The 26,767-nt window shown below is 66.1% G+C and carries 25 protein-coding genes and 1 tRNA gene; 10 read left to right on the forward strand and 16 right to left on the reverse strand.

The window, feature by feature from the left end:
- Window positions 1-86 precede the first annotated feature (86 nt).
- Together ACQR2C_RS32280 and ACQR2C_RS32285 are read right to left on the reverse strand one after the other, a co-directional pair.
- Complete coding sequence (locus ACQR2C_RS32280; RefSeq protein ID WP_434882941.1) at window positions 87-1,358, reverse strand: cytochrome P450; 1,272 nt, start codon at window positions 1,356-1,358, stop codon at window positions 87-89.
- Window positions 1,359-1,690: 332 nt separating this feature from the next.
- On the reverse strand, window positions 1,691-2,986 hold the full coding sequence (locus tag ACQR2C_RS32285; protein WP_434882942.1) for a cytochrome P450: 1,296 nt from the start codon (window positions 2,984-2,986) through the stop codon (window positions 1,691-1,693).
- 224 nt (window positions 2,987-3,210) lie between these two features.
- Here ACQR2C_RS32285 and ACQR2C_RS32290 point away from each other — a divergent pair, with 224 nt between their 5' ends.
- The 3 genes from ACQR2C_RS32290 to ACQR2C_RS32300 all read left to right on the forward strand — a co-directional run bounded on the left by ACQR2C_RS32290 (window position 3,211) and on the right by ACQR2C_RS32300 (window position 6,845).
- Window positions 3,211-4,383 carry an isovaleryl-CoA dehydrogenase gene (locus ACQR2C_RS32290; protein WP_315803196.1) on the forward strand — a complete coding sequence of 391 codons (1,173 nt, stop codon included), beginning with the start codon at window positions 3,211-3,213 and terminating at the stop codon, window positions 4,381-4,383.
- 199 nt (window positions 4,384-4,582) lie between these two features.
- Window positions 4,583-5,725 (forward strand): DUF898 family protein, encoded by a 1,143-nt coding sequence (locus ACQR2C_RS32295; RefSeq protein ID WP_434882943.1) that lies wholly within the window; start codon window positions 4,583-4,585, stop codon window positions 5,723-5,725.
- Window positions 5,700-6,845, forward strand: a complete 1,146-nt coding sequence (locus ACQR2C_RS32300; protein WP_315803197.1) for a M48 family metallopeptidase — start codon at window positions 5,700-5,702, stop codon at window positions 6,843-6,845. The genes ACQR2C_RS32295 and ACQR2C_RS32300 overlap by 26 nt, the downstream gene beginning before the upstream one ends.
- A 238-nt stretch (window positions 6,846-7,083) precedes the next feature.
- On the opposite strand, the gene ACQR2C_RS32305 is transcribed toward ACQR2C_RS32300, so the two are convergent.
- Entirely contained in the window at window positions 7,084-7,821 is a 738-nt protein-coding gene (locus ACQR2C_RS32305) for a DUF2927 domain-containing protein (RefSeq protein ID WP_434882947.1), read from the reverse strand.
- 120 nt (window positions 7,822-7,941) lie between these two features.
- The gene (locus ACQR2C_RS32310; protein ID WP_315803198.1) at window positions 7,942-8,514 is read right to left on the reverse strand and encodes a L,D-transpeptidase; all 573 of its coding nucleotides are present in this window, start codon (window positions 8,512-8,514) and stop codon (window positions 7,942-7,944) included.
- Window positions 8,515-8,791: 277 nt separating this feature from the next.
- Between ACQR2C_RS32310 and ACQR2C_RS32315 the strand changes: the two genes are divergently transcribed.
- Both ACQR2C_RS32315 and ACQR2C_RS32320 read left to right on the forward strand, forming a co-directional pair.
- The gene (locus tag ACQR2C_RS32315; RefSeq protein WP_316177445.1) at window positions 8,792-10,339 is read left to right on the forward strand and encodes an acetolactate synthase large subunit; all 1,548 of its coding nucleotides are present in this window, start codon (window positions 8,792-8,794) and stop codon (window positions 10,337-10,339) included.
- 138 nt (window positions 10,340-10,477) lie between these two features.
- Window positions 10,478-10,993 (forward strand): hypothetical protein, encoded by a 516-nt coding sequence (locus tag ACQR2C_RS32320; RefSeq protein ID WP_316177447.1) that lies wholly within the window; start codon window positions 10,478-10,480, stop codon window positions 10,991-10,993.
- Window positions 10,994-11,170: 177 nt separating this feature from the next.
- Here ACQR2C_RS32320 and ACQR2C_RS32325 read toward each other — a convergent pair whose 3' ends face one another.
- Window positions 11,171-11,371, reverse strand: a complete 201-nt coding sequence (locus tag ACQR2C_RS32325; RefSeq protein ID WP_315803201.1) for a hypothetical protein — start codon at window positions 11,369-11,371, stop codon at window positions 11,171-11,173.
- A gap of 390 nt (window positions 11,372-11,761) precedes the next feature.
- On the opposite strand from ACQR2C_RS32325, the gene ACQR2C_RS32330 reads away from it, so the two are divergent.
- Window positions 11,762-11,989: a hypothetical protein gene (locus tag ACQR2C_RS32330; RefSeq protein WP_315803202.1), complete on the forward strand. Its 228-nt coding sequence runs from the start codon at window positions 11,762-11,764 to the stop codon at window positions 11,987-11,989.
- Window positions 11,990-12,120: 131 nt separating this feature from the next.
- Window positions 12,121-13,470 (forward strand): ferredoxin reductase family protein, encoded by a 1,350-nt coding sequence (locus ACQR2C_RS32335; protein WP_434882944.1) that lies wholly within the window; start codon window positions 12,121-12,123, stop codon window positions 13,468-13,470.
- 94 nt (window positions 13,471-13,564) lie between these two features.
- Here the strand turns inward: ACQR2C_RS32335 and ACQR2C_RS32340 are convergent, their stop codons facing one another.
- The 10 genes from ACQR2C_RS32340 to ACQR2C_RS32385 form a co-directional block, all read right to left on the reverse strand.
- On the reverse strand, window positions 13,565-14,623 hold the full coding sequence (locus ACQR2C_RS32340; protein ID WP_434873301.1) for a nickel/cobalt efflux transporter: 1,059 nt from the start codon (window positions 14,621-14,623) through the stop codon (window positions 13,565-13,567).
- Between the two features lie 7 nt (window positions 14,624-14,630).
- Window positions 14,631-14,909 carry a metal/formaldehyde-sensitive transcriptional repressor gene (locus ACQR2C_RS32345; RefSeq protein ID WP_315803205.1) on the reverse strand — a complete coding sequence of 93 codons (279 nt, stop codon included), beginning with the start codon at window positions 14,907-14,909 and terminating at the stop codon, window positions 14,631-14,633.
- A gap of 106 nt (window positions 14,910-15,015) precedes the next feature.
- Window positions 15,016-15,732, reverse strand: a complete 717-nt coding sequence (locus ACQR2C_RS32350) for a Spy/CpxP family protein refolding chaperone (protein ID WP_434882945.1) — start codon at window positions 15,730-15,732, stop codon at window positions 15,016-15,018.
- Between the two features lie 147 nt (window positions 15,733-15,879).
- A complete protein-coding gene (locus ACQR2C_RS32355) occupies window positions 15,880-19,050 on the reverse strand; it encodes an efflux RND transporter permease subunit (protein ID WP_434873299.1) in 3,171 nt (1,056 codons plus the stop codon).
- A complete protein-coding gene (locus tag ACQR2C_RS32360; RefSeq protein ID WP_434882946.1) occupies window positions 19,047-20,471 on the reverse strand; it encodes an efflux RND transporter periplasmic adaptor subunit in 1,425 nt (474 codons plus the stop codon). The genes ACQR2C_RS32355 and ACQR2C_RS32360 overlap by 4 nt, the downstream gene beginning before the upstream one ends.
- Before the next feature lie 76 nt (window positions 20,472-20,547).
- Window positions 20,548-20,940 (reverse strand): FixH family protein, encoded by a 393-nt coding sequence (locus ACQR2C_RS32365; protein ID WP_434846143.1) that lies wholly within the window; start codon window positions 20,938-20,940, stop codon window positions 20,548-20,550.
- A 96-nt stretch (window positions 20,941-21,036) separates the two neighbouring features.
- On the reverse strand, window positions 21,037-21,402 hold the full coding sequence (locus ACQR2C_RS32370) for a hypothetical protein (protein ID WP_316216587.1): 366 nt from the start codon (window positions 21,400-21,402) through the stop codon (window positions 21,037-21,039).
- 171 nt (window positions 21,403-21,573) lie between these two features.
- Window positions 21,574-21,648 (reverse strand) — tRNA-Val (locus tag ACQR2C_RS32375).
- Between the two features lie 241 nt (window positions 21,649-21,889).
- Window positions 21,890-23,176, reverse strand: coding sequence for a hypothetical protein (locus ACQR2C_RS32380; RefSeq protein WP_315803212.1), 1,287 nt, complete (start codon window positions 23,174-23,176; stop codon window positions 21,890-21,892).
- 132 nt (window positions 23,177-23,308) lie between these two features.
- Window positions 23,309-23,953: a DUF1134 domain-containing protein gene (locus tag ACQR2C_RS32385; protein WP_316177471.1), complete on the reverse strand. Its 645-nt coding sequence runs from the start codon at window positions 23,951-23,953 to the stop codon at window positions 23,309-23,311.
- Window positions 23,954-24,072: 119 nt separating this feature from the next.
- On the opposite strand from ACQR2C_RS32385, the gene ACQR2C_RS32390 reads away from it, so the two are divergent.
- Entirely contained in the window at window positions 24,073-24,579 is a 507-nt protein-coding gene (locus ACQR2C_RS32390; protein ID WP_315803214.1) for a YHS domain-containing (seleno)protein, read from the forward strand.
- 15 nt (window positions 24,580-24,594) lie between these two features.
- On the opposite strand, the gene cysQ is transcribed toward ACQR2C_RS32390, so the two are convergent.
- On the reverse strand, window positions 24,595-25,428 hold the full coding sequence (cysQ, locus tag ACQR2C_RS32395) for a 3'(2'),5'-bisphosphate nucleotidase CysQ (RefSeq protein ID WP_315803215.1): 834 nt from the start codon (window positions 25,426-25,428) through the stop codon (window positions 24,595-24,597).
- Between the two features lie 237 nt (window positions 25,429-25,665).
- On the opposite strand from cysQ, the gene chpT reads away from it, so the two are divergent.
- On the forward strand, window positions 25,666-26,328 hold the full coding sequence (gene chpT / locus ACQR2C_RS32400; protein WP_315752676.1) for a histidine phosphotransferase ChpT: 663 nt from the start codon (window positions 25,666-25,668) through the stop codon (window positions 26,326-26,328).
- A gap of 242 nt (window positions 26,329-26,570) precedes the next feature.
- Window positions 26,571-26,767, forward strand: a 197-nt coding sequence (locus tag ACQR2C_RS32405; RefSeq protein WP_434863719.1) for an Hpt domain-containing protein, incomplete at its 3' end; no start/stop codon positions are given.

The following is a 26,767-nucleotide window of genomic DNA, read 5'->3' on the forward strand; positions in this document are numbered from 1 at the left end:
AACATTCAACGCCATCTCCAAGAGCCGCCAAGAAAACGAGAATACCAAGCGCTAATTTGGTAAGTTAGCGCCAATGGGCGTGGCCCTCACCCCGGAATCCTCACAGGCAGCGACTCGTAACCTCGCACGAAGCTGGAATAGACCCGCTTCGGCTCGCCCACGACCTCGATTCGGTCGAAGCGCTTGAGGATCTCCTGCCAGACGATGCGCAGTTGCAGCTCGGCCAGCCGCATGCCGACGCAGCGGTGGATGCCGAAGCCGAAGGAGAGGTGGATGCGCGGCCGCTTGCGGTCGATGATGAAGGCGTCGGGGTTCTCGATCACCTCATCATCACGGTTACCCGAGACGTACCACATCACGACGCGATCACCCTTCCTGATTGTCTTCCCGCCGAGCTCGGTATCGACCAGCGCCGTGCGCCGCATATGGGCGAGCGGCGTCTGCCAGCGGATCACCTCGGGCACCATGGTCTCGATCAGCGCCGGATTGTCGCGCAGCTTCTGATACTCGGCCGGGTTCTCGTTCAGCGCCAGCACTGAGGCGGTCATCGTATTGCGGGTGGTGTCGTTGCCGCCGACGATGAGCAGGATCAGATTGCCCATCAGATTGTCCGGCGTCATGTGCCGCGTCGCCTCGCTATGCGCCATCATCGAGATCAGGTCGCGGCCGGGCTCGGCCTGGCGTTGCTTCCACATCCGGCCGAAGGTCTCGGCACAGTCGCCGAGCTCGCGGCGGCGCTCCTCCTCCGACGAGACGATGCCGCTCTTGGGCAGCGCGGTCGAGACATCCGACCAGCGCGTCAGCTTGCGGCGCTCCTCGAACGGGAAGTCGAACAGGGTCGCCAGCATCTGCGTCGTCAGCTCGATCGAGACCTTCTCGACCCAGTTGAAGGTCTCGTTGCGCGGCAACGAATCCAGCACCTTCGCCGAGCGCTGCCGGATCAGCACCGCCATCTCGTCGAGATGCTCCGGCGTGAACATCGGCTGCACCGTCTTGCGCTGCTCGCCATGGCGAGGCTCGTCCATCGCGATGAAGCTCGGCCATTCGTAGCCGGGCGGCACGTCGCGGATCATGATCCCGCCATTGCTGACGTCCGAGGAGAAGAGCGCGTGGCTTGTGTCGACATGCATGATGTCGTGATAGCGCGTCACCGACCAATAGGGCTCGATCGGCGCCTTGGTGCAGTAGTGCACCGGCGCCTCCTTGCGCAGCCGCTCGAACCACGGCCAGATCGTGTCGCTCTGGAACAGCCTGGGCGCGCCGGGATGGAAGTCCTCGATCGGCGTCGCATAGGCCTCGAGGCGCGCGTCGCGCAGCAGATCGGCCTTGTCGGAACGTAGCGCGGCCTGGACGGTCATGAGGTGGTCCTTTTGTTGAACTCACGTGCCGCTTAGGATCGGCAGATGAGTTGCAAATGACTGCGCCCTCTCCCCTTGTGGGAGAGGGCATGTCGGACAGTTCTGAGAATTCGGTCGGGTGAGGGGTCTGTCTCCACGGGTATTGTTCGCGGACAGAACCCCTCACCCAACCGAGCTTGCCGCACTGTCCTACATGCCCTCTCCCACAAGGGGAGAGGGCGCTCTATCGGGCAGTGCGCTGAGCAGCCTCTGACGATGCATTTGTAGAGCATACTCACCCGGCACCACCGGTCGCGTCGGAATTCGCGCTCAATTCATTCCTCGAATACAACCTACACCGCAATTCTGACCGGCAATGTCTCATATCCCTTCACGAAGCTGGAATAGACGCGCTTGGGCTCGTCCATCACGTCGATATGATCGAAGCGTTTCAGGATCTCCTCCCAGATGATCTTGAGTTGCAGCTCGGCCAGTCGCAGGCCGACGCAGCGGTGGATGCCGAAGCCGAACGACAGATGCTGTCGCGGACGGGCGCGGTCGATGATGAAGTCGTAGGGGCGCTCGATAGCGGCCTCGTCGCGGTTGCCCGAGACGTACCACATCACCACCTTGTCGCCCTTCCTGATCTGCTTGCCGCGGAACTCGATGTCCTCCAGCGCGGTGCGGCGCATGTGGGCGAGCGGGGTCTGCCAGCGGATGACCTCGGGCACGAAGCTGTCGATCAGTGCAGGGTTGTCCTTGAGCTTGCGGTACTGATCAGGGTTCTGACTGAGCGCATAGATGCTGCCGGACATGGTGTTGCGCGTGGTGTCGTTGCCGCCGACGATCAGCAGCACGAGGTTGCCGAGGAAGTTCTTCGGGTCCATGTTCCGCGTCGCCTCGCTGTGGGCCATCATCGACAGCAGGTCGCTCTTCGGCGGCTGGCTGGCGCGCTCCTGCCAAAGCCGACCGAAATAGCGCGCGCAGTCCATCAGCTCCGCCTGCCGCTCGTCCTCGGTCGCTACCAGCCCGTCGGGGCCGGGAATCGTGGTGGCGATATCCGACCAGCGCGTCAGCTTGCGGCGGTCTTCCCAGGGGAAGTCGAACAGCACCGCCAGCATCTGCGTGGTCAGCTCGATCGAGACGCGATCGACCCAGTCGAACACCTCGCCGACAGGCAAATTGTCCAAACATTCGGCGGAGCGCTTGCGGATGTTGATCGCGAGCTCGTCGAGATGCGTCGGCGTGAACATCGGCGCCACGGTCTTGCGCTGCGCGGCGTGGCGCGGCGGGTCCATCGCGATGAAGCTCTCGCGGCGGAGATCCGGATCGACGTCGCGAATGGTGATGCCCCCGAGCGCGGACGCCGAGGAGAACACCGCGTGATTGGTCTCGATCTCCATGATGTCGTCGTAGCGGGTGATCGACCAGTAGGGGCCGAACATCGATTCCTTGCAGTAGTGCACCGGATCCTCACGGCGCAGCCGGTCGAAATAGGGCCAGTGCGTGTCGGTGCGGAATAACTCCGGATGACCGGGGTCGAATTCGGCGAGCGGCAGCGATGCGGCGCGGCCGGCGGCAGCGTCGATGACGCGCTCGCCCTTCGCGGCGTGACGATGTGCCTCGGCCGTCGTGCTGGTCCCGTGCATGGACGTCTCCCTGATGGCCGGATTCGCGCTGTCCGGCGATGCTTGGCGCGATTACATCCTGCCCGGGAGCGCGGGGCAAGCGCCGAGTTTGACGGGGGCTGACCCGTCAAGTCTTGCGTTGCAAGGCTGGTGTTCGGCCGGACGTCGGGCGTGACAAGCGCCACGCCACGGAATATGGCTTTGAGCTATTGTTGCAAAGCAGAAGACTAGCAGGAGGCCGCCCCATGATCGCCAACGCGCAGCGCATGTTCAATTTCGATCTCGGCGAGACCGCGGACGCGATCCGCGAGACGGTGGCGAGCTTTTCGCAGGAGCAGATCGCGCCGCGCGCCGCCGAGATCGACCGCTCCAACCAGTTTCCACGCGACCTCTGGCCGCGGATCGGCGAGCTCGGCCTGCACGGCATCACGGTCGAGGAGGAGTATGGCGGCGCCGGCCTCGGCTATCTCGAGCACTGCATCGCCATGGAGGAGATCTCGCGCGCCTCGGCCTCGGTCGGCCTGTCCTACGGCGCCCACTCCAATCTCTGCGTCAACCAGATCCGCCGCAACGGCAACGAGGCGCAGAAGCGCAAATATCTGCCCAAGCTGATCTCGGGCGAGCATGTCGGCTCGCTGGCGATGTCCGAGCCGCAGGCCGGCTCCGACGTGGTGTCGATGAAGACGCGCGCCGAAAAGAAAGGCGACCGCTTCGTCCTCAACGGCAACAAGATGTGGATCACCAACGGTCCGGTCGCGGAGACGCTCGTGGTCTATGCCAAGACCGATCCGCAAGGCGGCCCGCGCGGCATCACCGCGTTCATCATCGAGAAGGGCATGAAGGGGTTCTCGACCGCGCAGAAGCTCGACAAGCTCGGCATGCGCGGCTCCGACACCTGCGAGCTGGTGTTCGAGGATTGCGAGGTGCCGGAGGAGAACGTGCTGGGGCAGGTCGGCCGCGGCGTCAACGTGCTGATGTCGGGCCTCGACTACGAGCGCGCGGTGCTTGCGGCGGGTCCGCTCGGCATCATGCAGGCCTGCATGGACGCGGTGCTGCCCTATGTGCACGAGCGCAAGCAGTTCGGCCAGCCGATCGGCACCTTCCAGCTCGTCCAGGGCAAGGTGGCCGACATGTATACGACGATGAACGCCGCGCGCGCCTATGTCTATGCGGTGGCCAAGGCCTGCGATCGGGGCGAGACGACACGCGAGGACGCCGCGGGCGCCATTCTGTTCGCCGCCGAAAAGGCGACGCAATGTGCGCTGGACGCGATCCAGCTGCTCGGCGGCAACGGCTACATCAACGACTATGCGACCGGGAGGCTGTTGCGCGATGCCAAGCTCTACGAGATCGGCGCCGGCACCAGCGAGATCCGCCGCATGCTGATCGGGCGGGAATTGTTCGAGAAGACGTCCTGAGGCGCCGACCTAACGGTTGGCGTATGCGGGACATGCGTTCGCCAACCGGCCAGTTGCAGATATTTTAATCATCCCCACCCAGGCCGGTGTTTTTTTCCGGCCGACTTAAGTAGAAAATGCGTCGAACCTCGGAGTCGTCCCGGCGACGAACCATCGAGGCATATTGTAGATCTTTTTGCGTGTGTCGGAGGCCTGAGCCGTGAACCAGATGAGTTACGTTCCGGAGCAGCCGCCGCCGCTTCCGCCTCTCACCGCTACCTTCTCGGGGGCGCGTGGCGAGTTCTTCCGGCTGGTCAGCCGCGGGGCGGCCATCGAACTGATCACACTGGGCTTCTACCGCTTCTGGCTCGCGACCGACATCCGCCGGCATCTCTGGGTCAACACGGCTGTCGACGGTGATGCCGCCGAATATACCGGGCGCGGCAAGGAGCTCCTGATCGGCTTCCTGTTCGCGATGGCGATCCTGGTCCCGATCTATCTCGCCTATTTCCTCATCGGCGTCGAGGCCGAGCGCTACCAGGGTTTTGCCAGCGTGCCGCTGGTGATCGCCTTCTACGCCTTCGGCCAGTTCGCCATCTTCCGCGCGCGCCGCTACCGGCTGACGCGCACGGTCTGGCGCGGCATCCGGTTCTGGATGACGGGTTCGGGCTGGGCCTATGCCGGCCGCGCCATGCTGTGGACCTTGTTGGCGGTGGTCACGCTGGGGCTGGCCTGGCCGTGGCGCGCCGCCGCGCTCGAGCGCTACAAGATGCGGCATTCGCATTACGGTGATCTCAGCGGCGACTTCGAGGGGCGCGGCTGGGAGTTCTTCAAGCGCGCCTGGTATCTGTGGCTGGTCGCGCCGTTTGCACTGCTGCTGTTTCCGCTGTTTCCATTCGTCTATGCGCAGTTCAAAGCGATCGAGTGGCGCTGGTGGCTGTCGGGCATTCGCTTCGGCGGCGTGCGGCTGGAATCGGACCTGCCAAACAATGCCTTCTACGGTCTCTACTGGAAGGTGATCGGCTGGTGGTTCCTGCTGTCGATCGCCTCCGGCGCCTATTTCAGCGGCGTCGCCGCGCTGATGATCAAGCTGCTGTGGCCGGGAAGCGACGGCCTGCCTCAGGTGCAGGCGCTGTCCGACAATGTGCCGATGCTGGTGCTGGTCGGATTGGGCTACATCGCCTGGATCCTGGCGCTCAACGTCGTGATGCGGCTCTATCTGGTGCGCGACATGTGGGCGAAGGTGCTGCAGTCGGTTCACGTGCATGGCATCGAGGCCATGGCCAATGTCGCCGCCAAGGGCGATCTGGCCAGCGCGCTCGGCGAAGGGTTTGCCGATGGACTCGACGTCGCCGGATTCTGATCCCGGGCCGGCGGGCGCTGCTGCGCCAGCCAACGCCACGCCGGTCGAGCCGGCCGCTCCGCTCGGCGGCCCCGCGGTCTATTTCGACGGACTATCCAACCGGCGGCAGACGGTCACGATCGGCCTCGCCAATCAGCTGGTGATGCGCAGCGCCGACAATTTCGTCTCCTGGCCCTATGAGGACATCCGCCGTGTCGATGCGCCGAGCGGCACGCTGCGCGTGAGCTGCCTGTCGGCGTCGCCACTGGCGCGGCTGGAGATCCGCGACGCGGCGCTGTCGGCCGAACTGATCGCGCGTTGCGGCCACATCGACCAGAACAGGATGACCCGCGGCGCCATCGCGCGCATCGTCGGCTGGTCGCTGGCGGCCGCGGCCTCCATCGTCGCCGTCGTGCTGGTGGTGATTCCGTTCGCCTCCGACCGCCTGACGCCGCTGGTGCCGCCGACCATGGAGCGGCATCTCGGCGAGGCCGCCGTGGTGCAGATCCAGACCGTGTTCGGCGACAAGCTCTGCACCGAGGCGGCCGGGCAGGCCGCCTTCGCCAAGCTGGTGACGGCGCTGCGCCGCCCCGCCGGCCTCGACGACGGCATCGCGTCGCAGGTGCTGGACACGCCGATCCCCAACGCCTTCGCGCTGCCGGGCGGGCGGTTCTTCCTGTTCAGGGGGCTGCTCGACAAGGCCAACGACCCCGACGAGGTCGCCGGCGTGCTGGCGCATGAGCTCGGCCACCTCAAGCATCGCGACAACCTGCGGCAGCTGATCCACAATGGCGGCAGCTCGTTCCTGATCGGCCTGCTGTTCGGCGACGTCACCGGTGCGGGCGCAGCGGTCTTCGCCTCGCGGGCCATGATCAACGCGTCCTATTCGCGCGAGGCGGAGGCGGCCGCGGACGGCTTCGCGATCGAGGTGATGCACAAGCTCGGACGGCCGACGCGGCCGATGGGCGAATTGCTGTTCCGCATCACCGGCAAGGAGGACGGCAAGCGCCCGTCGCTGTGGGCCAGCCATCCGCTCAGCGAGGACCGTCTCGCCCGCATGCGCGCCGAGGACCGGCCGCCGAGCGGCCCGCCCCTGCTGAGCGCGGAAGAATGGCGGGCGTTGAAGGGGATTTGCAAGTAGCGGAGTTGCCGCCGCCGCTACTGAGTTGCCGGGTCCGTTTCGGCAAAACCGGTGTCGTCCCGGCGAACGCCGGGATCCATAACCACCGAGTTTGATTGTTGGAAGAAGGTCTCGCCCAGCGTGCTTCATCGCAGGGCCGCGGCGTATGGGTCCCGGCGTTCGCCGGGACGACACCAGAGTTTGACGCGCGATAGGAACCTCAACTAAGGGCCAAGACCTCCCGCGAACTCAACCCCTCTCACTCCGCCAGATTGTTGGTCTTCCTCACCCAGGCCCGCACATCCGTCAGCACGTCCGGCAGCACGGCCTTGACCTCGGCGAGCGTCATGCCGGCCTTGACGCGCGGGTCGTACAGCATGTTGAGGATGTACTGGTCGTAGACGTCGAAATAGCCCATCGAGACGTTGTCGTTGAACATCGTCCAGGGCACGCTCGCGGTGTCGTTGATAGGCCCGAGCGACTGCAGCAGCTCCTCATAGGCGCAATCGAGGAAGACGAAATCGCCGTTGTCGACGGTGAGGATGACGTCGGAACGCTCGATCTCGAACGCCTCGTTCTTGCGGAAGCCGGACAGGCATTGCGGATCCAGCGAGGTCTTGATCTCGCGCGCGCGCTCGCTGCCATAGGCCTGGCTGATGGTGTGGTAGAGGTCGCGGTCGCGCACCAGCTTGACGCGGACATTGGCGTTGCCGTCGGTCTCGGTCATCGCGATGTCGAGGTTGCGGATGCGGGCGGCGATGTCGCTGACGACCTTGGCGAGCTGCGCCTTGCGGTCGGCGCGGCGGCCGTCGGCGAACACCCGCACCGGCGCGCTGTACTTGCGGATGCGGTCGACCCGGCCCGCCAGGTGATACTCGGCGCCGAACGCGGTCTTGAAGAAGCCGTCGGTGATCTCGGCGTCGGTGAAGCTCTTCTTCTCGACGCGCTGGCGGGCGGCGATCGCCGGGATCTCGGCGGCGGACGCCGGCAGCGGCATGGTCACGAGCGCAGCCAGCGCGGCCACCACCGCGCTCCGCACGGGGCGCCAGCAGCGGGGCCGCTCCTGGCGAGGATGCGCGCTGGGACGTTGCTTCATCGTCGCGGTCGCGTGCGGCGCTCAGTTCTTGACGATCACGGTGGTGCCCACCGAAACGCGGTCATAGAGGTCGGCGACGTCGTCATTGGTCATGCGGAAGCAGCCCGACGATACCGCCTGGCCGATCGTCTCGGGCTCGTTCGAGCCGTGGATTCGGTACAGCGTGGAGCCGAGATACATCGCGCGCGCGCCGAGCGGGTTCTCGATGCCGCCGGCCATGTGGCGCGGCAGGTCGGGCCGGCGCCGCAGCATCTGCGACGGCGGAGTCCAGGCCGGCCATTCCTTCTTGGCGGTGATGCGGTGCACGCCGCTCCAGCGGAACCCGTCACGGCCGACGCCGATCCCGTAGCGCAGCGCCTGGCCGCCGGGCAGGACCAGATAGAGCCGGCGCTCGCTGGTGTTCACGATGATGGTGCCCGGCGCATATTGGCTCTGGAACATCACGGTCTCGCGCGGGATCGGGCTGACGGCGCCCTGGTAGAAGTTCGGCCCGCCGCCGAAGATGTCCCTGGTGTCGAACATTTCCGCCCGCGCCATCCCGGCGCTTGCCACCGACGCCACCGCAGCAATTCCCAAAGCCAAACAGCGCTTCATTTCCATCCCCTGGCAAATATCAATTCCGTTCGCAGACAGGCCATAAACGGTTGCACTTCGCAACCCACGGCGGCGTGAGGCCGGTATGTGGCGACGGTCCGTGACCCAAATCCCACGGAAAATCGCCCGCGTCCTGGACCAACATCCTGTTAGCCAAGCCCGCGCATGAGCACCGTGGCGATGGCAGCAATGCGGCCAGCCCCTTTGACGCCGCGGGCGAACAATGATTGATCTGCCCAGCATTGCAAATGGCGCGCGGAATCAGCAGGAGAATAGGATGAACGGTGCGGAAAGCCTGGTGCGGACCCTGGTCGCGGGGGGCGTTGACGTCTGCTTTACCAATCCGGGCACGTCCGAGATGCACTTCGTCGCCGCGCTCGACCGTGTCGAGGGCATGCGCTGCGTGCTCGGCCTGTTCGAGGGCGTGGTCACCGGCGCCGCCGACGGCTATTTCCGCATGAAGGGCACGCCGGCCTCGACGCTTCTCCATCTCGGCCCCGGGCTCGCCAACGGCCTCGCCAATCTGCACAACGCCAAGAAGGCGCGCTCCGGCATCGTCAACATCGTCGGCCAGCACGCCACCTACCACATCGGCTTCAACGCGCCGCTGACCTCGGACATCGAAGGCCTGGCGCGGCCGATGTCGGACTGGGTGCGGACCTCGCCGAGCGCCAAGGCGGTGGCCGCCGACGGCGCCGCGGCGATCGCCGCCGCCAAGAGCGCGCCGCCGCAGATCGCGACCCTGATCCTGCCCGCCGACACCGCCTGGAACGAGGCCGACGGCATCGCCCAGGTTCCGGCGGAGACGCAGCGCCCGAGCTACTCGGCCGATGCGGTCGAGAAGGCCGCCAAGATCCTGCATGCCCACGGTCCCGAGACCCTGGTGCTGATGACCGCGGGCGCGCTGACCGAGCAGGCGCTGACCTTCGCTCAGCAGATCGCCGGCAAGACCGGCTGCCGCGTGATGGGCCAGACCTATCACCCGCGCATGGCGCGCGGCGCCGGCCGGTTCTCGATCGACCGCATTCCCTACGTGATCGAGCAGGCGCTGCCGATCCTGAAGAACTACAAGCACATCGTGCTGGTCGAGGCCAACGACCCCGTCGCCTTCTTCGCCTATCCGAACAAGCCGAGCATGCTGAAGGCCGAGGGCACCGAGGTCCACCGCATGACGGCGTGGGGCGAGAACTCGGCCGCCGCGCTCGAGGCGCTCGCCGGCCATCTCGGCGCCAAGGCCGCGGACGTCAAGCCGCAGCCGCTCGCCGAGCTGATCAAGCCCACTGGGGCGCTCAACCACGCCACCATCGCGCAGGCGATCGCCTATGCGATTCCGGAGAACGCGATCGTGGTCGACGAATCCATCACCACGGGTCGCGGCTTCTTCCCGCCGACGGCGGCCGCCAAGCCGCATGACTGGCTGCAGAACATGGGCGGCTCGATCGGCTTCTCGACCCCCGTGGCGACCGGCGCCGCGGTGGCCTGCCCGGATCGCAAGGTGATGTGCCTCGTCGGCGACGGCAGCGCCATGTACACGATCCAGTCGCTGTGGACCCAGGCGCGCGAGAACCTCAACGTCGTCACGGTGGTGTTCGCCAACAGGATCTATCAGATCCTGCGCGGCGAGTTCGACGGCGTCGGCGCCGGCGAGCCGGGCCAGCGCGCCCAGGACATGCTCAAGATCGACCGCCCGACGCTCGACTTCGTCGCCATGGCCAAGGGCATGGGCGTTCCCGGCCGCGCCGTCACCTCGGCCGACGAGTTCAATGCCGCGCTGGCCGAGGCGAACGCCGAATACGGTCCGCGCCTGATCGAAGTGCAGATGTAGGTTCCTCCGCCCGCAACCCGGCGGCCGCAAATCGGCCGCCGGTTGATGGCAGCGTCATGTCAGCATTTATGTGGTTGGCGACTCAGCACGATCGCGTGTTGATGGTGACGTCTCCATCGTTTGTTTTGTTTGGGCGGCATGCACAGCGAATTGAACCGGCTGATCTCCGCGTTGCAGGAGTTCTATGCGCGCGAGCGCTTCATCCTCGACCGCGATCTCGGTGAGCGCGCTTTGACGCACCGGCTCTCGGTGCATCTGGAGCGCAACTTCCTCGGCTGGGACGTCGATTGCGACTACAACCGGCTCGGCGACCGCGCCATGCTGCTCCCGCGCGGCACCATCGTCTCGACCGACGACGAGCTGGGAAAATCGATCTACCCCGACATCGTCGTGCACAAGCGCGCCGTGCCCGACAATCTGCTGGCGATCGAGGTCCGCAAGGCCGGCAACCACCAGCCATTGGCGCACGACCGCCACAAGCTGATGGCGCTGACCGACCCGCATCTGTGGTTTGCCTATTGGATCGGCGTGCTGGTGATTCTCGACCGCCGCCACGTGATCACGCCGGAGGTCTATGTCGGGGCCCGAATCGACCCGGTACTGTCGGCCTGGTTCGCGGGGCGATTGCAGCAGATGGGGCTGGCGGCCGCATAGACACGTCAGATCACGGGCGCTGAGACCCGCATCGTGAGAGGCGCCGCCAGCGGCGCGTCCATGAGGCGCGGGAAGAAGAGATCAGACGCGATTGCGCTCTCCAGACGGGACCGGGACCGACCGGTCCGAGCCACTGGCAGCGCCGGGCGTGCCCCTTGAGGCACGCCCGCGCTGGATCTACTTCGACATGCCGTCGCCGGACGTCTTCTTGGCCGACTTCTTCTTCGTCTTGCTCATCTTCATGGTGTCGCCCCCGCCCATGGCGTCGCCGCTCTTAGCCGACTGGCCGGTGGTCGTCATCGGCTTCTCCGTGGACTGGGCAAGAGCGGCCGACGAGACGAACGCGAGGGCGGCGGTGGCGATGATCAGTTTACGCATGCGGAAAACCTCCGTGGGTTGGAAACGCGCCGGACCATAGGCGAATTCGACCCGCGGCGTTCTGACGCAGGAATCAGGAAAACGTGAGAGTTCCGCCCCGCAAAAGCCGACTTGACCGGCGGCACGGGCAGCGGCGAGGGCGTTCTGTGACGATTGTGCCGGGCGCAGGGAGCCCATGCGCGGGTGAGCGAGCCAATTTGGCCGAGTGCATCTACGCAGCAGCCTCCACCTGCGGCTGCGGGCTTCGGGCTCGCATCGCGATGCGGTGGCTTCGTGGCGTCATGGGAATGAATGTCATGCCAAAAGGTTTAGCGCCCGGTTCTCTCTTCCAAGGAGATCGCGAGGTTCGCGCACCGCGCTCTCGCTGACGCTCAGGCGGAGCGCCGTGACATGGCGGTGCCGACGCTCGCGCCCTTGCGGACGGCGCAGTCTCGCCAGCCCGAAGCGGCCATGGCGCTGCTATGGATCGTCGATCAGTTCTGCCTGCAGCGCGACGTCGCAGCCGAGATCCCGGCCGAGGTTGCTCGAGCCCACGATCAGGCATCGGCATTCTCGCCAAGCTCGGGCGCTGCCTCGAGGCCTTCCGGATCAGCTATCAACGGTCATCAGCCAAACTAACCGAACGAGAACACCCTGCGAGCCCTGTTGAAGTTGGCTTGCAGCTCATGACGATCAGCCTTGAGCCAGCTCAAGGCTGCGCCGCCTAATCAGTCCAGGATTGCGTCGATGTCGTCGTGAGAGAAGCCCGCATGCAAAATCTCAAGCGAGCATTTTGGGGGACCCTGGCGGTTCTCTCGCTGCTGTGGCTGGTTGCGGAACCAGATCCATTTGGACCGGGCGCCTTCTTTCCACTCCGTGAAAGTATGGTGCAGCTGAGTGGCGTCCTGGCAATCGGTTGCATGAGCATGGCGATGATCCTCGCATTGCGACCGCGCTGGCCGGAGGCATGGCTGGGCGGCCTCGACAAGATGTACCGCCTGCACAAATGGTTCGGCATCGCGGCTCTTGTGACAGCCATCGTCCACTGGCTCTGGGCCAACGGTCCGAAATGGGCGGTCGGCTGGGGTCTGCTGGCGCGGCCGGAGCGTGGGGCAAGGCCGCCCATCGCGAATCCCGTCGAGTCTCTGTTTGCGAGCCTGCATGGATCGGCCGAGGGGCTCGGCGAGTGGGCCTTTTACGGCACGGTGGTGCTGATTGCCTTGGCGCTCGTTCAGTCCTTCCCGTATCGGCTGTTCTACAAGACACATCGGCTTCTCGCCCTGGCGTACCTGGTGTTGGTCTTTCATGCGGTCACGCTGACAAAGTTCAGCTACTGGATGTCGCCGCTCGGCTTGACCATGGCGGCGATGCTTGCCTGCGGGACGTGGGCGGCCGCGATTACGCTGCTGCAACGCGTCGGCGCCGGGCGGCAGGTCAAAGGCAGGATCACGTCGCTCAAATACTATCCCGGCGTCAGAGCCATGGAGACCGAAATCGAGGTGTCCCATGGCTGGCCCGGGCACAAGCCGGGCCAGTTCGCCTTTGCCACGTCGGACGTCTCCGAGGGCGCCCATCCCTACACAATTGCGTCCGGCTGGAACGCTGAGGACCCCAGGATCACCTTTATCACCAAGGAGCTCGGGGACCATACGAGCCAGTTGCGGGAGAAGCTCCATGTCGGGCAGGAGGTGAAGGTCGAAGGCCCCTATGGCTGCTTCACCTTCGACGACGATTGCACACACCAGATCTGGATCGGCGGTGGCATCGGTATCACGCCTTTTGTCGCCCGCATGAAAGAGCTGGCGATGCGGAAGGGGAGCCCCGATTGCCCCGTCGCGACGGTGGACTTGTTTCACACCACGGCGGATGTCGACGAGGAGGCCTTGGGAAAGCTCGCTGCGGACGCGCGTTCAGCCAATGTCCGCCTGCACGTTCTCATCGACGCCCGCGACGGGCGGCTGACGGGCGATCGTGTTCGCCGGGCGGTGCCGGACTGGCAAAACGCAAGCATCTGGTTCTGCGGTCCGACCGCCTTCGGCGAGGCTCTCAGGCGCGATTTCGCTGCGCAACACTTTCCTATCAGAGAGCGCTTCCACCAGGAGCTCTTCGCGATGCGCTGACAGAGAGGGCTGCGCTCAGGGCATGTCCTTGGCGCAATTGGACCCGCTGCGAACGTGCTGCTGCTCGGGCTTTGCCCCCCGGCGCGCCTCCGCCTCAGATCATCAGTTCGTGCAGGCCCAGCCAACCCGTATAGGTCCCCACCAGCACGATCAGAGCGGCCGAGAGATAGGGCGCCCGGTGCGCGAAGCGGCTGAAGCCGGACCAGTGGCGTTCGACATGCCGAAGGCTGAGTGCGGCGAGCACGCCGGCGGACACCATGGTGATGGCCAGGCCGATGCCGAAGCAGAGCACCAGGACGAAGCCCAGGCTGAACTGCTTCAGTTGAATGCACAACAGCAGGACCGTGATGGCGGCGGGGCAAGGGATCAGGCCGCCGCTCAGTCCGAACAGGACGATCTGTGCGGTCGTGACCGTACGGCCGGCGAAGCGCCTGCGAATGTCGTCGGCGTGGGCGCGCGCATGGGCATCGTCCTCGTCGCCGAGGTCCATGTGATCGTGCGTGTGCTCCTCGAACAGCATCTCCACGGACTCGCCGGCAAGCGTGATGCGTGCCTTGAAGGCGTGCGGCTCCGGGATCTCCTCGATGCTCTCCAGGACGTCGCCGCTGGTCCGGAAGCTGAACCGCTGCTCGCGGCCGTCGTCACGGACGGTCGTGACGTGGAGCGTGTCGGCGGCCGGGAGTGCGGTCTCGTCCCGGATCCGCCAACGCGGCGGCACGCCGTCTTCGAAGATCTCGACCGACAGCGCGTGGCCGGCGAGCGCGACCGATCGCGGCTCGTCGTGATAATGATGGTGATGGTGCCCATTCTGGTCGCGCCAGGTGCGCCAGACCATCCAGGCCGCGATGCCGATGATGATGACGGCCGAGATCAGTTGCAGGAAGGCTTCGCTGCGCGCGCCCGAAAGCTCCCGGCCGAAGTGAAGGCCGGCGAGGGCAACCACCCATACGATCGCGGTGTGGGAGATGGTCGCCGAGAGGCCGAGCAGCACGGCCTGCAGGACGGTGCCGCGGATCGCGACGATGAAGGCGGCCATCATGGTCTTGGAATGACCGGGCTCCAGGCCATGCAGCGCACCCAGGGCAATCGCGCTGGGCACGAACAGCCACGCATGCGCGCTGCCTTGCTGGAGCAGTTGGGACAGATCGGTCATGACAGTTTCACTTCAGATAGGTCCGCACGACCTCGATCAGGTCGGCGGCACCCTTGGCCCTATCGGGATCGCTTTCGTGCGCGGGGTCGACGACATGGTGCCGGATGTGATCTTCCAGCAGCTCGGTGGTCAGGCCTCCGATGGCGCCCCGGACCGACGCAACGAGCATCAGCACGTCGGCGCAGCCGAGCTCCGCCTCGAGCGCGCGCTCCACCGCGTCGATCTGGCCCTTGATGCGCCGGACGCGCGCGAGAAGCTTGGACTTGTGCTTGATGGTATGCGACATCGAGATAATATAGGGGGGTACCCTATATTAGTCAACTTCACATGTCGACCGCAGATGTCGAATGCGACGCTCGCGGCGTATCCGCTTGTCGATCGGCCCTCGGCGGCTAATGGCCCCGCTGCATCCGCATGGAGCTCATTCGCCCGCCCTGCATCCGCATCGGCGTCATGCCGAGATTGGGCGCGAGCAGTTCGTCGGCCGCCTTTCGCTGCTCGTCGGAAAAGGTTGCGACGAGGTCGCTCAGGGTGGTCTTGATCGCTCGCGTGGCGTCGAGGCGAGCCGATAGCGATTTTTCCTGTGCGGTCAGCTGGTCGAGCACCGTCTCCGAGCCGGACTGCGACATCATCGCAATCCTGAGATCACCGAGCGTCTTCGCACGCGCGCGAAACGCGTCGGCGAAACCGTTCCATGCCGGCATCTGGGCGTCCGTGATCTTGAGCTCCGCCCGCAGGAACGCGATCCGTCCCTCCACATGATCGAGCACCTCCATGCCGCCCATGCCATCGTCGGACGGCCGCGTCATGCCGGACATCATCGGCATCATGTTGGACATCGGCATGCCGTCCATCATCTTCATCATGCCGCCGCCCATCATGGTCTGTGACGAACTCGCCCCGCTGGTCGATTTCTCGGCATCCGTTGCTGGCGCTTCCTTCTGATCAGGATGATGGGCCGAATGGTCCGTGGAGGATTGAGCAAAGGCGGGATGCGCCAAAGCCGAAAGCGCCAACAGAAAAGCCAGGGGCAATCTTTGCATGACCAAGTCCTCCTTCAGGGGGCGATCAACAATGGCCGGACGTAGGCCATTCAGGTTGATCCACATCAACGACCGGCGGGCTCAGGGGGGGACGATCGTTCGTCTTCAGCGCCGGTACGGCTAGTCGCTGACCATGATCGGGCGCCTTCGCCTGCGACCACCGGGGCTCCTGTCGCGAAATTTTTCATCGTCTCTCCTCTCGCTGTCGGTGGATCAGGCTGCCCTTTGCACGCCCTGCGACCCGCTTAAGGCGTCCGCCGTCGTCCCTGTTCTGGTCGACAGGCTGCGTCCCTTCACCAGACCGAAGATGGCCGGAATCACGATCAGGGTGAGAAGGGTCGACGAGATCATGCCGCCGATCATCGGCACGGCGATGCGCTGCATGATCTCCGAGCCCGTGCCGGTGCTCCACATGATCGGCAGGAGGCCCGCCATGATGGCGACGACGGTCATCATCTTCGGGCGCACACGCTCGACCGCGCCCTCCATGATCGCGTCCTGGAGATCCTGCCGGTTCAGGGGGCGACCTTCGGCATCGCGCCTCGCCTTCACCGCAGCCAGCGCGTGATCGAGATAGATCAGCATCACCACGCCGGTCTCTGCGGCGACGCCGGCAAGCGCGATGAAGCCGACGGCGACGGCGACCGACAGATTGAAGCCGAGCCACCACATCATCCAGATGCCACCGACGAGCGCGAAGGGCAGCGACAGCATCACGATCAGGGTCTCGGTCATGGCCCTGAAGTTCAGATACAGCAGCAGGAAGATGATGGTGAGCGTCACCGGAATGACGATCTTGAGCCGGGCCGCCGCGCGCTGCAGATACTCATACTGCCCGCTCCAGAGCAAATAGGTGCCGGCCGGAAACCGGATGCTCTCGGCGACGGCACGCTGCGCGTCCGCGACGTAGCTGCCGATGTCGCGGTCACGGATGTCGACATAGATGTATGTCGCGAGCTGTCCGTTCTCGGTCCGGATCGACGTGGGACCCCTGGCCGGCTCGACCTTCGCGACCTCGCCGAGCGGCACGGCGCCGCCGGACGGCATCGGCACCAGCACCTCGCTGGCGATGGCCTTCGGATTGTCGCGGAGATCGCGCGGATAGCGCATGTTCACGCTGAAGCGCTGGCGGCCCTCGACGGTCGTGGTGATCGTCTGGCCGCCGAGGGCCGCTGCGATCGTATCCTGAACGTCCTGGACCAGGAGGCCGTAGCGGGCGAGAGCCTCGCGATCGGGCGTGATCTCGAGGTAATAGCCGCCGATGCCGCGCTCGGCATAGGCCGAGGAGGTTCCGGGAACGGTCTTGATCACCCGCTCGATCTGCTTGGCCAGACGATCGATCTCGGCGAGGTCCGTGCCCATCACCTTGACGCCGATCGGCGTGCGGATGCCGGTCGAGAGCATGTCGATGCGCGCCTTGATCGGCATCGTCCAGGCGTTGGAGACGCCAGGGAATTGCAGCGCCTTGTCCATCTCGGCAACGAGGCCGTCGATGGTGACGCCGGGACGCCACTGCTCCCTCGGCTTGAGGTTGACGACCGTCTCGAACATCTCGGTCGGCGCAGGGTCGGTGGCGGTCGCCGCGCGTCCGGCCTTGCCATAAACCGAGGCGACCTCCGGGAACGACTTGATGATCCGGTCCTGCATCTGCATCAGCTCTGCCGCCTTGGTCACGGAGATGCCGGGCAGGGTGGTCGGCATGTAGAGCAGCGTGCCCTCGTTCAGGCTCGGCATGAACTCGGTGCCGAGCTGGCGCGCCGGCCAGATGGAGACGGTAAGAACGACCATGGCTGCGAGGATCACGAGCGTTTTCGCTTGCAGCACGCCCTTGATGACCGGGCGGTAGATCCAGATCAGGAAGCGGTTGATGATGTTGCGATGCTCGGGAATGATCCTGCCGCGGACGAAGATCACCATCAGCGCCGGCACCAGCGTCACCGAGAGCAGCGCCGCTGCCGCCATCGAGAACGTCTTGGTGAAGGCGAGCGGGCTGAACAGGCGGCCTTCCTGCGACTCCAGCGTGAAGATCGGCATGAACGACACGGTGATGATCAGCAGGCTGAAGAACAGGGCGGGACCGACCTCCGCGGCGGCGTCGATCAGGATCTGGACACGCGACTGGTCGGGCTTGGCGCGCTCCAGGTGCTTGTGGGCGTTCTCGATCATGACGATCGCCGCATCCACCATGGCGCCGATCGCAATCGCGATGCCCCCCAGGCTCATGATGTTCGAGCCTAGGCCGAGCAGCTTCATCGCGCCGAACGCCATCAGCACGCCGACCGGCAACATCAGGATGGCGACCAGGGCGCTGCGCACGTGCAGCAGGAACACGATGCAGACGAAGGCGACGACGATGCTCTCCTCGAGCAGCGTGTGCTTGAGCGTGTCGATCGCGGCATAGATCAGGTTCGAGCGGTCGTAGACCGGAACGATCTCGACCGATCTGGGCAAGCTGCTCGCGATCTCATGCAGGCGCTTCTTGACGTTCTCGATGACGTCGAGGGCGTTGACGCCGAAGCGCTGCAGCACGATGCCGCTGGCGACCTCGCCCTCGCCGTTGAGCTCCGCGATGCCGCGCCGCTCGTCGGGACCGAGCTCGACATTGGCGACGTCGCGCAGCAGCACCGGCGTTCCGCCGGACGTCTTGAGCACGATGTTGCCGAGATCGTCGATGCTCTTCAGATAGCCCTTGCCGCGGATGACGTATTCGAACTCGGACAGCTCGACCGTGCGGCCGCCGACATCGGCATTGCTGGCGCGGATCGCGTCGCGGATCTTCTGCAGGCTGATGCCGCGGTCGCGCATGCGCTGCGGGTCGAGCACGACGTTGTATTGCTTGACGAAGCCGCCGATGCTGGCGACCTCGGCGACGCCCTCGGCCCTGGCGAGCGCGAATTTCAGGTTCCAGTCCTGGATCGTGCGGGTGTCGGCGAGATTGAGCTCCTTCGACATGACCGCATATTGATAGACCCAGCCGACCCCGGTCGCGTCCGGGCCGATCGTCGGTGTCACCCCCGCCGGAAGCCGCGAGGCGGCGCTGTTCAGGAATTCCATCACGCGCGAGCGTGCCCAGTAGATGTCGGTGCCGTCCTCGAAGATGACGTAGACGAACGACACGCCGAAGAACGAGAAGCCGCGTACGACCTTCGACTTCGGCACCGTGAGCATGGCGGTCGTGAGGGGATAGGTGACCTGGTCCTCGATGACTTGAGGCGCCTGACCGGAATATTCGGTGTAGACGATCACCTGGGTGTCCGACAGATCGGGGATCGCGTCGAGCGGGAGGTGAATGAGCGCGTAGAAGCCGGCCGCGGCGGCGAATCCGGTGCCGAACAGGACCAGCAGCAGGTTGCGTGCCGACCAGGCGATGACGCGGGCGATCATTTGTGCTCTCCCATGCCGGCGTGGTCGCCGCCGGCCGATTGCGCTCCGTCGGCGTCCGCGAAGCTCTTCAGCGCGGCCTTCAGGTTGCTTTCGGCGTCGATCAGGAAGTTGGCGGAGGTCACGACCACCTCGCCATCCGACAGGCCGTCGCGCACCTCGACATAGCTGGCATCGCGGCGGCCGAGCCTCACGGCGCGCGGCTCGTAGCGACCGTCGCCCTTGTCGATCAGGACAGCCTGGCGGCTGCCGGTGTCGAGCACGGCATCGGCCGGCACGGCCAACAGCGGCGCCGGATCCGCGGTGTCGATCTCGGCGTCGACATACATGTCCGGCAGCAGCGCGAGGTCGTGGTTGGTGAGCTCGATCCGCACCCGCACGGTACGCGTGTCCTTGTTCACCTGGGGATAGATCACCGCGATGGATCCGGCGAAGGTCCGGCCCGGGAAGCTGCGCGCGCGGATGGTCACGGGCTGACCCACCGCGATGTTGCCGAGGTCGCGTTCGGCCACGTCGACGAGCGCCCACACCACGGATATGTCGGCGATCCGGAACAGCACGTCGCCCGGATTGGCGCGCATGCCTTCGATCGCGTTGCGCTCGAGCACGATGCCGTCGCGGGGCGCCGACCATTGCACCGTGACCGGCGCGATGCGCGACTTCTCCATGGCGGTGATCACCGGCTCCGGGACATCGAGATTGGTCAGGCGCTGGCGCGAGCCGCGTCCGTAGACTGCATTGCTGCCGACGATGTTCGAGTTGATCGTCGAGAGATATTCGGCTGCGGCGGCAGCGATCGCCGAGCTGTAGATCTCCATCAGCGGCTGGCCCGCCTTCACGCGCGTGCCCGTGGTCACGTCGGCGACCTTCTGTACGAAGCTCTCGGCCCGCATCGCGATCACCGAGATTCGCCGCTCGTCGAGCTGGATCGTACCTGGCGCCTTGACCGCGATGCGAAGCGTGCGCCGTTCGACTGGCGCGGATCTCACGCCCGTCCGCTGGATCCTGCCGGGCGACAGCTTGACCACGCCATCCTCGGCATCGTCCCCTTCGTAGACGGGAACGTAGTCCATCCCCATCGGGTCCTTCTTCGGGGAAGGGGACGTGTCCGGCAGGCCCATCGGATTGCGGTAGTAGAGAATCCGGCGCGAGGAGTCGGCCTGCTGCTTCGGCTTGGCCGGCTCCGGCGCGGCCTGATCGTCGTCGTAGACCGGCAGGTAGTCCCGCCCGCGATCGTCTTTCCTGGGGCCCGCCGACCAGGCAGGGGCGCCGCTGGGATCGCGGTAGTACAGCGGCATTCGCTCTGCCGCCGCCGCGGCGTGATGGGTACGAAGCGACGGGAGCGAGCTCTCGATCGACCAGAGACCGGCCATACTAATTCCGGCGCCGAGTGTGACGGTCGCGAGCAGGCGAAAAATGGTCATGGCATCACCGTGAGGCGCGCTGGCGCGCGCTATCCATTGGAAGGGTGGGGCGCCCGTCGGGGAGCGCCCCGCAGGCTCACTTGATCGCCTTGACGATGACCTTGCCGGTGACCGTCTCCGGCTCGCCCTGCACCTTGGCGGAGAGCGTGACCTGGTAGCGCCCGGCCATCGGCAGGTCGGTCTTGAAGGCGTAGACGCCGGGCTCCCTGGACGGCAGCGGCGCCACGTCCGACACCATGTCGGCCATCCCGTCCGGCGCCATGTCGACGCGGGTCTTGAAAATGACCGCGTCGGTGACGGCCTTGCCGGTCTGCTTGTGGGTGAGACGAACGGCGACCGTGACGTCGTCGCCCTTCTTCATCTCGGCGGTGACGGGCTCGAAGCTGTAGTCGGCAGCGCCGGCGGTGGCGGCCGATGCGGCGAGCGAAAGGGTGGCGGCGAGAGCCGCGGTGCTGATTCTGGAAAGCATGGTCCTGTCCTCATGAATGGATCTCGGCCGTGGCGCTCCGCGGCGCGCACGTCGGTCATCGGCGCGCAGGCGTTGCGCGCGTCGGCTCGTGCGAGATCAGATTCGAGGAGGTCGGAACGGAGGACTGCCGCTGTGAAGAGCAGCGACCTGGTCGGCGGGAATGGCGATCCTGGTCGCGCTCAGGGCAAGCGGCGCGAAGGTAACGGCCCTGACATCGCCGAGCGCAACCGTCCCGCCCGCGCAGCAGAAACCCATGCCGCATTTGTAGGTGTGCGAAGGCGAGCCGGTGCCCTTCATGTCGTCGGGACAGCATTCGTCCATCGACATGCCGGCCCCGTCGTCCATCTGCATGCTCGTCTGCATCTCGTCCGACGACGCCATCGCAGCCGCCGATGCGCCGATCGGCAGCATCGCCAGCGACAGGGCAATCGCGAACGCCAGGATGGTACGGACGAGCCGCATCGAGATGGAGATACCTTTCGGGCCGCGGAACGAGACGACTAACATAAGCGAGGCGCCGACGCAGTCGTTGATCCCGCTCAATCCTGCGTGACCATCGCGTCGCCCGAGGCATGACGACAGGCCAGACCAGCCCAAGCGATCGCATGAAAGGAAAGGGGTGGCGGCGGCAAATGGTGGGCGCACAAGGGATCGAACCTTGGACCTCTCCCGTGTGAAGGGAACGCTCTCCCGCTGAGCTATGCGCCCGGTTGCCGGTGGCGGTCGTGGCTGTGAGCCAGCGAGGCGCCCGAAGCAGTCCGTCGGAGCCCGCGATTTACGAAGCGCGGGCAGGGGGTGTCAAGGATTTGCGGCGGAGATGGCGAGGAAAACTGCTGGTGCGCGCCGGGCTGTCCTCGATCGGGGCCGAAACCGGCCCCATGGCGTGCCGGCTTCCATGCTGAACTGAGGGGCAGATCCGCTGCGCACTCCGCGCCCCGCTGGCCCGTTCTCAGGCCCCGATCTGCCTTGCCCGCGAGGCGTGCGACTGCAGCGCGCGGATGCGGTCGGCCAGGGTGCCGCCCTGGGGCACGCCGCCGGCCGCAGCAGCCGGCGCCGCGGCGACGCCATTGGCGTTGGCGGGCTTGGCGGGGGCCGGTTCGGCGGCGAGCATGGCCTCGATGGTCGAGTTCGGGCCCTCGATCTGCATCGCGAGCTTGGCGACCTCGGCGGCGATGTCGTTGATGCGCTCGCGCAGCAGCGCGTTCTCCATCCGCTCCTGGGCCCAGGTGCTCTCGGCCTGCTGCTGGATGGCGTTCATCTCTCGCTGCAGCTTGGTGCGCTCGTCGCGGGCGGCCTGCAGCTGCTGTTCGAGGGTGGCCTTCTCGGATTTGAGCCGCTCGAACGCGGCCGACTTGCCGCTGCCCATGCCGGCCAGCTCCTCGCGCAGCTCCTTCAGGGCGCGGTCGGCGGCCACGTTGGCCTCGCGCAACTGGTTGTTCTCGAAGTCGCGCTCGGCGAGCAGCTTGCCCTGGGTCGACAGCCGGCTTTCGAGGTCGGCGACGCGCGTCGCCAGCATCTCGGCTTCCTTGACCTGCACGATCAGCTGGCGGTCGAGCTCGGTGACGCGCTGGCTGAGATTCTCGACCCGCGCGCGGGCGTCGTTGAGCGCCTTGGTCGCGGTGTCGGATTCGTCGCGCTCCAGCGCGAGGCGGGCCTGGGTCGCGGAGAATTCCTTCTCGGCGTCGGAGACGCGGCTGCGCAGCTCCTCGACCTGGGTCCTGACCGAGACCAGCTCGACCTGGCGGCTGTCGGCGAGCAGCGCCTTGTCGTTGAGCTCGGCGGTGAGGCGGACCTGCTCGGCCTGCTTCTCCTTCAGCGCCTGCTCGGCGGCGCGCAGCGCCTCGGTCTTGGCGGCGAATTCTTCCTCGGTGGCGCGGAGCTGGTCCTTGAGCGCCTTCTCGCGCGCCTCCAGCGCAAAGATCGCGGCGTTCTTCTCGCCGAGCTCGATCTTCATGCGGTTGATGGCGTCGGTCTTCTTGCCGAGGTCGGCGAGCTGGCCGGTGGCCTTGTTCTTGAGCGCGTCGACGCTCATCTCCAGCCGCCGCGCCGACATCGCGAACTCCGCGCGCAGCTGGTCCTTGTCGGCCTGGATCTCGGCCATCGACAGCGGCGTCGCCGCCTCGAGCCGTCGCGTCGTCAGCCGCACCGCACGATTGTGCACCAGCGGCACGACCATGAGGGCACAGAGCATGGCGATCAGAAAACCGATCGCAAAATACATGATCGGCTCGACCATGACGCACAACTCCCGATCCGAAATGATTAACGGAATCACAATGCACGGCGGGCTGATTCATTGCCAGCCCAATGCCGTGTTAACCTTGATCCGTCACGGGAGAACGTGTCCTGGCGGTATCAGCCAGCGCCGTCAGAACGGGTTCCAGGTCGCGCTCGGCGTGAACTTGAGGTAGCCGACATTGGCGCCGAGCCGCAGTCCGATGCCGGATCTGATCGGCACCAGCACGATGTTGTTGGCGGTCAGCGCCGTCATGCCGAAGCCGCCGACGATGTAGGCCGAGCCGTCGATGCCGACGAAGCGCTGATAGATCGCGCTGGTGGCCGGCAGATTGTAGACGAGCGTCATGGTGCGGGCGCCGTCGCCGCCCCAGTCGAAGCCCAGCGAGGGGCCCTGCCAGTAGACGCGGAGGTCGCCGGCGTTCTTGGTGTAGAGCGTGCCTTCGCCGTAACGGAGACCGGCGACGAAGGCCCCGGCACCTTCCTCACCCAGGATGTAGCCATTCGGCAGGCCCCATTGGCTGACGGCGCGCTCGATCACCGAGGCGAGGCCTCGCGAGACGTTGCCGAAGAAGCGGTGGCCGGCATTGACCAGCTCGTCCGGATTGAAGCTGTCCGGGCTGGGCGCAGGGCGCGGCGGCGGTGCGGGCTGCTGATACGGCGGCGCGGCCTGGTAGGGCGGCGCGGCAGGCGGGGGCGCCTGCTGCGCGGCGACCGACGCGGTCATGGCCAGCACGGCCGCGAGCGTCGTGGCGGCAAGGCGGGATGCGAAACTCATCGATGGAAATCCCCTGCTATCGGCTGCCCGAGCCTCGCCTTAACCTGACGCCAACCACATCGGGCGATTGTCGGGCGAGGGGCGATGCCCCTGCGACTCCCATGTTATCGGCACCAACTATGACCGCACAACGGCAACAACCGCCCCAGACCGGGTCAAAGTCGCTGTTTCGCCTTGTAATTGCCGCCATCACGCTCGCCGCGCTGCCGCCGGTCGGCGCGCCGGCGGCCACGACGCAGCGCATCATCTCCGACCGCTTCAGCGGGCTGGCGATCGACGGCTTCGATCCTGTTTCCTATTTCGTGGATGGCAAGGCCATGCCGGGGCTGCCGGATTTCGAGGCGTCCCAGGGCGGGGTGGTCTGGCGGTTTCGCAACGAGGGCAATCGCGCCTCGTTCCTGGCCCATCCGGAGGTCTACGGCCCGCAATTCGGCGGCTACGACCCGACCGACGTGGCCCGCGGCGTGACGGTGGCCGGCAACCCGCGCTTCTTCGTCGTGGTCGAGGAACGGCTGTTCCTGTTCAACCGTGAGGAGAGCCGCGACGCTTTCGCGGCCGACCCGGGCCGCTATCTGCCGCGTGCGGAGGCCCGTTGGCCGGCGCTCGAGGACGACCTGCCGCAATAGCGCGGCAGGGCTGTCTCACACCTTCACCGCAGCCGGGTCGCCCCAGGCGATGAAGGACGGCACGATGAAGCCGTCGGGGCGCTCGCCATAGCGCAACGGCGCGCCGGTCTCGCTGGTGACGGTGCCGCCGGCGGCTACGACCACCGCATGGCCTGCCGCCACGTCCCATTCCGAGGTCGGGCCGAGCCGCGGATAGATGTCGGCCAGACCTTCGGCGAGCCGGCCGAACTTCACGGCCGAGCCGAGCGGCAGGCGCACGGCGCCAGGACGCGCGGCAATGAAGGCTTCGGTGCGGGCATCGCCATGCGACCGGCTGACCGCTGCGACCCATGCCGCGCCTTGCGGCGGCATCGGCCGGGTGCGGATCGGCTCGGCGGCCGCCAGACCCGCCTCGGTGAACGACAGCCGCTCGGCGCCACGGCCGACCAGCCCGCGCCAGATCTGGCCGATGGCCGGCGCGCAGACGATGCCGAGCAGCGGGCTGCCGCCGGTGACCAGCGCCAGATTGACCGTGAACTCGCCGCGCCCGGCGACGAACTCCTTGGTGCCGTCGAGCGGATCGATCAGGAAGAAGCTGCCCTTGAACGGTCCTGCGCTGGCTCCGACCCGCTCCTCCGACAGCGCGGGAATCGCCGGCGCCAGCCGGGCCAGCCCCTCGGCAATGACCCGGTCGGCGGCAAGATCGGCCTCGGTGACCGGCGAGCCGTCGGACTTGTCGGTGACGGCCATGGCGCGGCGGTTGACGGCGAGGATCGCGTGGGCCGCCTCGACGACGAGCTCCGTCAGGGGCGCCATCAGCGCCGCGGCGGCCTCGACCTCGACGGTTCCTGCAGTCGGTGCCGTCGTCATTGCGCGGTGCTCCTTCCGGCCGTTCCGTACGCAGCTTGCATCATAGTATCCCTGTTCTGGCGTCCGGCGCATCCGGGTACGGCCGTTCGCATGGTCGTTGAGCCGCGGCTGCCGGGAAGACCGCTACGTACTTTCCCGTGTCCCGCCCTCAGTCCGGTGGCGGTCCCTGCTTTCGCAGTGTATCAAGCGTTAACGCAAGCATGATTCGCCCAGGTTCGCGGATTTCAGGAACATCGAATGTCCGGCACGTCCTCTCCCGAGATCGCCAATCCGATTCCCGCTCCCGATACGCTCGAACTTGCCGCTCTGCTCTGCTCGAAGGTCTGCCACGACCTGATTAGTCCGGTCGGCGCCATCGTCAACGGGCTCGAGGTGCTCGACGACAATCCGAAGCCGGAGGATCGCGACTTCGCGCTGGAGCTGATCCGCAAGAGCGCCAAGACGGCGTCGGCCCGGCTGCAATTCTGCCGCCTCGCCTTTGGTGCGGCGGGCTCGGCGGGCGCGCAGATCGATCTCGGCGACGCCCAGACCATGGCGCGCGGCCACATCGAGGACGCCAAGACCTCGATCACCTGGAATCTGCCGCGGCTGCTGTTGCCCAAGAACCGGGTCAAGCTGCTGCTCAACATGATGGTGGTGGCGCAGCAGACGATCCCGCGCGGCGGCATGCTGACCGTCGACCCGATCGGCGATGGCGAGACCATGAGCTTCCGCGTCGCCGCCACCGGGCTCAATGCCCGGCTGCCGCAGAACATCGTCAATCTGCTCGGTGGCGACCTGCAATCGACCATCGATGCCCACGCGGTGCAGCCCTACTACACCCGTCTGCTCGCCGATGCCTGCGGCCTCAAGGTGACGCTCACCGCCGACGGCAATGCGATGGTCGTGCAGGCGGCCTGATCGGGCGGACGTCCTGCCGCGCCGGTGCTGCGACCTCTTGTCGTGGGACAGGCGCAAGAATCCGTTCACCACGGTTAATCAAGCCTTGCCGATGTGTCCGAATTCGTCCGGATGCATCTTATCTCTTTGTTGAGTCCGTTCATTTGCGCTTACTCAACTAATATTAAACGCTTTGCACCGAAACTGGCCACGGTTTGAAGGGCGCGTCATGTCGCGTTCCGTTGCGTGCGAAGGCCAGTTTCATGGATGACCTGTTGCGTGAGTTCCTGACGGAGACCAGCGAGAGCCTGGATACCGTCGACAATCAATTGGTGCGGTTCGAGCAGGAGCCGAACAACGCCAAGATCCTCGATAACATCTTCCGGCTGGTGCACACGATCAAGGGGACCTGCGGTTTCCTCGGCCTGCCGCGGCTCGAGGCGCTGGCGCATGCCGCCGA

The organism is Bradyrhizobium sp. HKCCYLRH3061, from assembly GCF_051168015.1.
Classification (GTDB): Bacteria; Pseudomonadota; Alphaproteobacteria; order Rhizobiales; family Xanthobacteraceae; genus Bradyrhizobium.